The organism is Nocardia sp. NPDC050793, from assembly GCF_040654065.1.
GTDB lineage: Bacteria > Actinomycetota > Actinomycetes > Mycobacteriales > Mycobacteriaceae > Nocardia.
Genome location: NZ_JBFAHG010000010.1, coordinates 15,059 through 21,149, shown reverse-complemented (window position 1 = coordinate 21,149; position 6,091 = coordinate 15,059). Strand labels below are relative to the sequence as shown.

Below are 6,091 nucleotides of genomic sequence, written 5' to 3'. Positions count from 1 at the left end.
TGTGCCTGCTCAGTCGGCACGGAAGACGACCTTGTCGACCGTGCCGACTGAGCGGTCTCCGAGACGACCACATTGCAGGACCGCATGGTGAAGCCGGTTCTCTTCGCCGAGGCGGGTATTCCGAATTACGTCATTCCTGGGACTTGCTACGCCAGCGGTCGAGAGCGGTACCGACCAGCGCCCGAGCCGCCTTGCCGCTGACAGACTGCGCGGCCAGCGTTTCGAACGCTCGGGTGTATAACGCGAGAACCAGAGTCGGTCACTTGGTGCGGATTCCCTCCGCGCCGTATGCGAACTCGGCATAGGGCGTAGCCACCTCCCACAGTCGTTCTCGAACGCTGCGGCAGTAGGCAACTATGTGCGGGTCGTCGGTCGCAGCGACCCCGACCCCGGAGCCCTTGGCGTCAACGACGTTGAAGGCAACCGTCGAATCGTCATACAGCCACCAATCATCCCGAGGTAGCTCCCCTGCGAGATGCCGAGTTACGTATCGGATGTCTTCCCCAGCGCTCGCGTTCTCGGGGGTGATCGAAAGCAACCAGCGGTGGTAGTCCGGCAACGGCACCGTGACCACTCGAACCCGCGAGACGGCTACGCCTCGATTCGTAGCGTCCCGTATCAGGTTCAGCCACGGCTGAAACCATGCGTAGTCGTCATCTCGGTGACCTTCTAGGAACCGCGCCAGTTGCGGGTTCTCGTCGTCTACGTCGTAGGCGTCCCTGGTTTCGAGGTGGAACGCGGAGCGCTCAGCTTGCCGGAACAGGTCCCAGAACGCTTGTCCTTGTAGCAGTCGCACCGAAAAACTTCCTTTCTCGCTTCGGCACCTCGATAGCCGTTTCGTCGTCGGCCAGGTCGAGCTGGCTCAGCGTCTCGTCATCCGTGATCGGTCGACCACTGAGGGAAAAGGTGCCGCGCCCGGTATCGCTGAGTGTGGCCCCGATGAATGTATCCGGCTCAGCGAACCCGAGGAGCAAGTGTGGGATTTCGATTGTTCCGGGCTCGTCGGTCTCCCATCCTTGCGGGCCACATGCTCGCTTCGCGAGATGGGTTGGTGGACAGTGCGACCCATGATCGCGTGGCGGTCACGGCGATGGGTCAGCAAGCCGACTTACGCAACTCGCGCCATTCCCCGCAACGATCTCGAGGCAGCCCGGAACTGGATGGTCGCGTCTCTCGGAATCTGATGGAACCAAGTCGTAAGCGTTCGGCTCGCCTTGCTCCTAGTTCTTGGTTTCAGAGCTAGGGTCGGGCAGGCCCAACCGGCGCGGTTGGCGAATGTCTGTGGGTTGGAGGCGATTCGATGACGACGCCGGTTCCCGGCTCGGAATGTTGGACGTCCGCCGACCTCGATCGCATGCCTGATGACGGACTGCGGTACGAGGTGCTCAACGGTCAGCTCGTCGTGAACGCCTTTCCGACGCCGCGGCATCAGTGGGTGATCAAGCGGCTGGAGAGCGCGCTGGAGGCCGTCCGGTCTGATGGGTACGAGGTGATGCAGGGCGTCGGTGTCTTGATCGGAGACGACGAGCCGATTCCCGATCTGATCGTGGTCTCCGGCCCGATCGACTGGGATGGTCGCGGGATTCCTGTCGAGCAGGTTGAGCTCGCCGTCGAAGTGGTTTCCAAGTCGACCACATTGCAGGACCGCATGGTGAAGCCGGTTCTCTACTCCGAGGCGGGTATTCCGAATTACTGGCGCTTCGAGTTCAACCCCTTCAAAGGCCAGTTGCCGGGTGAGTCACTGCCTGTCGCGTTCGTCCATGCGCTCGGTGGCGACAGCAGCTACGAGCCAACGCACCGGGTCGCTGCCGGCGAGAAGGTCACCGTCCGAACTCCTTTCGAGTTCACCATCGATCCCGCCGCGCTCTTGCCCTGAACCCGATCGAAGGCCGCTGCCGCGGTGAGTGCCCCGTGGCATGGGCGGGAGCCAACCCGCCCATGCCGTCGACCGCGCTACGCGCCGGGCTCCTAGTTGCAGCTGTAGGCGGAGCCGCACCGCAGCATGCGCAGCAGCGGATCGAGGACAGCACTACCCGACGACGCGCCCGGTGCGGGCTCGCCGGGCGCGATCACCGGTGTGGGGGTAATCGGTTCGGCCGCAGCCGGACCCGCTGTGAGAACGGCTCCGAAGGCCAGTGCCGCGACGCCTGCGCCGAGTAGCTTGGTGAACGACATTTTGAATCCTTTTCAGTTCCATGGTTATGGATGGCGGCTCGCAGTGTTCCGCATTTGACCAATCGGTCGCATTAGCTCCTGCGTTACGAAAACTGGCCCGCGCCAAGTAATTCCGGAGTCACTGACCTGGTCAGGCGGGAATGGCGTATTCCTCGAAGGTCAGGAGCATGCACGTCTCGGCGATCGGCGTCACCGGAGCTGCTCGGCGGGTACGAGCGCCAGAAGTTCGTCGACCGACCACTGGTCGTAGACGTGCGTCCCGTGCTTCGAAGCCAGCACGCGGCCGTCGGGGGCGATGAGGAAATCCGCGGGCAGACCGAGCGGGCCGCCGTCGGGTCGGGCCGGGGGAGCGGGGCGGTCGCCGCGCAGCGCGGCGCGCAGGTCATGGGCGACGGCGCGGGCGATGGCGGGCCAGCCGCGCGGGTCGAGCAGGGCGCGCGGCGCGGACTCGACGCCGAACTCGCGATAGAGGATGCGGTCCGGGTCGGCAATCACATCGAGCGGCAGATCGTCGGTGTACTTGCGCAGTTCGTCCGCGTGCGAGTGGAAGACGATCACCTCGCGGATGTTCGCCGCGGTGATCTCGGCGTGGCGCGTGACGATCGAGCGCAGGTGCAAGTTGCACACCGGGCAGCCGGCGAAGCGGCGGAATTGCAGGTGAACGAGGCAATCGGGGTCCGGGACGGGTACCTCGACGCCGGTGATGGTCCGCAGGGTGCGTGCGGCGACGGAAGTCGGCAGTGACATGGTGTCTCCTTCGTAGGTGTACGACGTACTCCTACCGCCAGTATGCGCGTACCTTGTACGCTGTCAACCCATGCCACGTCCTCGCTCGCTGACCACCGACGATCTCGGCAACGCCGCCCTCGCTGTCATCGACCGCGACGGGCTCGAAGGACTGACCATGCGTGCCGTCGCGAAGGAACTGGACATCGCCACCATGGGCCTGTATCGCTATGTCGCAGACCGGGATCGGCTCGAAGTGCTGGTGGTCGACCGGGTGCTCGGCGCCATGGAGACCGCGCCGCCGGAAGGGGAGGACTGGCGAGCCAGGGCCGCGGTCCTGCTGGCGCGCATGCGCGCCGCCGTCGCGGCCCATCCCGCCGTGGTGCCGCTGATCTTGCGGCACCGCCAGTCCTCGACCGCGTCGCTGCACTGGATGGAGGCCATGCTGGCGGTACTCACCGCCGCGGGCTTCACCGGCCGGGAGCGGGTGATCGCGCAGCGCACGGTGGTCGGTTTCCTGCTCGGCTTCCTGCAGAACGAGCACTACGCCTCGATCGCGGGGCCGGGCACCGCGACCATCGCGGCGCTGGCCACCGACGATTTCCCGCTGCTGGTGCAGACGGCGAGCCAGGCGCGGAGGATGTCGGTCGACGACGAATTCCGCGGCGGCGTCGAGATCGTGCTGCGCGGACTGTCCCCGCGCTGAATCCAGCTGCGGCCGTGCGCGATCCGGCTACCCGAAGACCTTCGCGAGGTCGACGGCCTCGGCCATCGCCCGCGCGCCAGCGTCGTTGAGGTGCATGCCGTCACCGCTGTCGAACTCGGGCCGGATGTAGTCCGGGCGCTGCGGATCGGCGACGGCGCCTGCCACGTCGAACACCGAGTCGAAAACGTCTGTGCCACGGATCCATTCGTTCACAGCGCGCCGGGTCGCCAGGGTCTCGGCGACGGGGAGGTCAGGGTAGATGCAGCCCGCGTAGGGGCCGATGGTGGCGGCGTGGATGGTCAGCCCGGCGGCGTGCGCGCGGCCTGCCAGTTCGGTGAAGCCATCGATGAGTTCCGTTGCGGTGGCGGGTGCTTGGCCGCCCATGCCGCCGAGGATGAGGTCGTTGATGCCGAAATGGATGAGCACGTGGCGCACGCCGGGCACATCGCGTGCGTCGCGATCGAACCGGTCCAGGCCGCGTTCGCCGATCTCCCCGGTGAGCAGCCGGTTTCCGCCGATGCCCTGGTTCACCACCCAACCGCGTTGCGTGCGCTCGTTGAGCACGTCCACCGAGCGGCGATTGGCGCCGAGTGTGCTGCCGACGCCCTCGAACCACGAATCCCCGAAGGCGACGGCGATATCGGTCCCGGCCGGCGCGAGGACATCGACGCCGCTCACGAAGAACCGGGAGGGAATCTCCTGCGCGCCCGGCATTTCCGTCCCGCCGGTGTGATCGCCACCGGCGACATAGGCGATTTCGGTTGGCATGTGCGAAAAGGTCGCGAGCCCGGTCGGCTCGGGCAGGTAGAGGCTGAGCAGCAGATCGTCGCCCGCCTGCACCGCGAGGTCGATCGGATCACTGAGCACGTCGCCGCCCGCGGGCACGGTCAGTTGCGCGGTCCCCGAGAACCGCACTTCGCGGTCGGTCTCCTGGACGATCGCGTCGGCGGTCTTGCGCAGCGCGATCCTGGCCGCCCTGATGACGAGCGGGGTCTGTCCGTAGCGGTTGGTCAGGCGAACGCGAATCTGCTCGCCGCCGCCCGCCATGTGCAGTACCTGGCGCAGGGTCTGATCGGCGAACTCGTGCGGTTCGGTGAGCTTGATCCGCTCGTCCGGGCTGATCACGGCCGAGCGGAAGCCTGCGACCCAGCGGGTGGCTTGAGGTGTCATGAGAACTCCCAAGTTGTTGACGTGAGGAATATTGCGTAGGCATATATCTACTCCAATGTATTCCTCTCGTCAACTATCCGCGCGTCAAATACGTGCGGTAGAGTCCGGGCACATGGACGAGTCCGACCTCTTCGACGATCCGCGCCTGACCGCGATGGGCCTGCTCTACGAGGCGCGCGACGGTCTGCTCGCCAAGCTGGAGCCGACCTGGAAGTCGAGCGGCCTCTCCGGCTTGGACCTGAATGCGTTGCTTCGCCTGAGCCGTTCCCCCGAACGGCGGCTGCGAATGACCGACCTCGCGACACAGACCTCGCTGTCGACCAGCGGTGTCACACGACTGGTCGATCGGTTGTCGGCGGCGGGATTGGTCGAGCGCGTGCTCGACCCGGCCGACCGCCGCAGCGCCCGCGCGGTGCTGACCGACGCCGGGGTGCGCCGCCTCGAACAGGTACTGCCGGACTATCTCGACGCGATTCAGCGCTGGTTCACCGGTCTGCTCACGCCGGAACAGCTCGACGCGCTGACCACCGCGCTGCGGATCGTCCGCGACGCCACCAACCCGGACGCCACCGCGCGCACCGACTGACGGGTTACTCGCTCGCCTCCAGTAGTCGCTCCAGTCCGTCGAGGACGAGTTCGAGGCCGAATTCGAAATCCGCGATGCCGTCGTGCGCGCCGTCGATGACGAGGCGGGTGAGCGCGTTCATATGCGGGTGCGTCGATTCCGGGATGCGTGGCAAGAAATACGTTGCCGCCGAGATGTATTCGGAAGGATCCAGTGGAAAGGTCGACTCCCGCAGCGTGAATCCGTAGATGTGCGCGTCCATCGCGTTCCATGCCCGGTCCGCCTGCTGATAGGTGAAACCGGCGGCGCGCAGGCAGCCGAGTGTGGCGTCGACGTAGCGCAGCATCGCCGGGCCGACGTTCACCCGCGAGCCGATCAGCCCGGTCGCCCAGGGGTGGCGGCGTAGCACGTCGTGCGCCGAGACGGCGCGGGTGTGCAGCGCCGCCCGCCAGTCCCCGCCGATCTCGGGCACCGCCATCTCGGCGACCACCAGATCCGCGATCCCGTCGAGCAGGTCGTCCTTGTTCGCGACGTGGTTGTACAGCGACATCGCCTCCACGCCGAGGGCTTGGGCCAGCTTGCGCATGGACAACGCGTCGAGTCCCTGTTCGTCGGCGAGGTGGACGGCGGTTTGCAGGACGCGCTCGCGGGTGAGCCGGGCACGCTCGGCGGGCTTGGTCATCGATCGCTCTCCCTTGACGTACTTACACCGTAAGTGTAGCGTTCGGAGCGTCGCACTTACGGTGTAA

General features: G+C 66.2%; 8 protein-coding genes. 3 read left to right on the top strand and 5 right to left on the bottom strand.

The window, feature by feature from the left end; all coding sequences use genetic code 11:
• Nucleotides 1-259: 259 nt before the first annotated feature.
• Entirely contained in the window at nucleotides 260-796 is a 537-nt protein-coding gene (locus AB0H50_RS28430; RefSeq protein WP_357458431.1) for a DUF6879 family protein, read from the bottom strand.
• A 504-nt stretch (nucleotides 797-1,300) separates the two neighbouring features.
• Here AB0H50_RS28430 and AB0H50_RS28425 point away from each other — a divergent pair.
• Nucleotides 1,301-1,876, top strand: a complete 576-nt coding sequence (locus tag AB0H50_RS28425) for a Uma2 family endonuclease (protein WP_357458428.1) — start codon at nucleotides 1,301-1,303, stop codon at nucleotides 1,874-1,876.
• Nucleotides 1,877-1,968: 92 nt separating this feature from the next.
• Here the strand turns inward: AB0H50_RS28425 and AB0H50_RS28420 are convergent, their stop codons facing one another.
• Together AB0H50_RS28420 and AB0H50_RS28415 are read right to left on the bottom strand one after the other, a co-directional pair.
• Nucleotides 1,969-2,175, bottom strand: coding sequence for a hypothetical protein (locus AB0H50_RS28420; RefSeq protein WP_357458425.1), 207 nt, complete (start codon nucleotides 2,173-2,175; stop codon nucleotides 1,969-1,971).
• A 189-nt stretch (nucleotides 2,176-2,364) separates the two neighbouring features.
• Nucleotides 2,365-2,922, bottom strand: a complete 558-nt coding sequence (locus tag AB0H50_RS28415; protein ID WP_357458422.1) for a peroxiredoxin-like family protein — start codon at nucleotides 2,920-2,922, stop codon at nucleotides 2,365-2,367.
• A 70-nt stretch (nucleotides 2,923-2,992) separates the two neighbouring features.
• On the opposite strand from AB0H50_RS28415, the gene AB0H50_RS28410 reads away from it, so the two are divergent.
• Entirely contained in the window at nucleotides 2,993-3,607 is a 615-nt protein-coding gene (locus AB0H50_RS28410) for a TetR/AcrR family transcriptional regulator C-terminal domain-containing protein (RefSeq protein ID WP_357458419.1), read from the top strand.
• 27 nt (nucleotides 3,608-3,634) lie between these two features.
• Here the strand turns inward: AB0H50_RS28410 and AB0H50_RS28405 are convergent, their stop codons facing one another.
• A complete protein-coding gene (locus AB0H50_RS28405; protein ID WP_357458416.1) occupies nucleotides 3,635-4,777 on the bottom strand; it encodes a GDSL-type esterase/lipase family protein in 1,143 nt (380 codons plus the stop codon).
• Between the two features lie 112 nt (nucleotides 4,778-4,889).
• Here AB0H50_RS28405 and AB0H50_RS28400 point away from each other — a divergent pair, with 112 nt between their 5' ends.
• Complete coding sequence (locus tag AB0H50_RS28400; protein ID WP_357458413.1) at nucleotides 4,890-5,363, top strand: MarR family transcriptional regulator; 474 nt, start codon at nucleotides 4,890-4,892, stop codon at nucleotides 5,361-5,363.
• A 4-nt stretch (nucleotides 5,364-5,367) separates the two neighbouring features.
• On the opposite strand, the gene AB0H50_RS28395 is transcribed toward AB0H50_RS28400, so the two are convergent.
• The gene (locus AB0H50_RS28395) at nucleotides 5,368-6,024 is read right to left on the bottom strand and encodes a TetR/AcrR family transcriptional regulator C-terminal domain-containing protein (protein ID WP_357458410.1); all 657 of its coding nucleotides are present in this window, start codon (nucleotides 6,022-6,024) and stop codon (nucleotides 5,368-5,370) included.
• Nucleotides 6,025-6,091 lie beyond the last annotated feature (67 nt).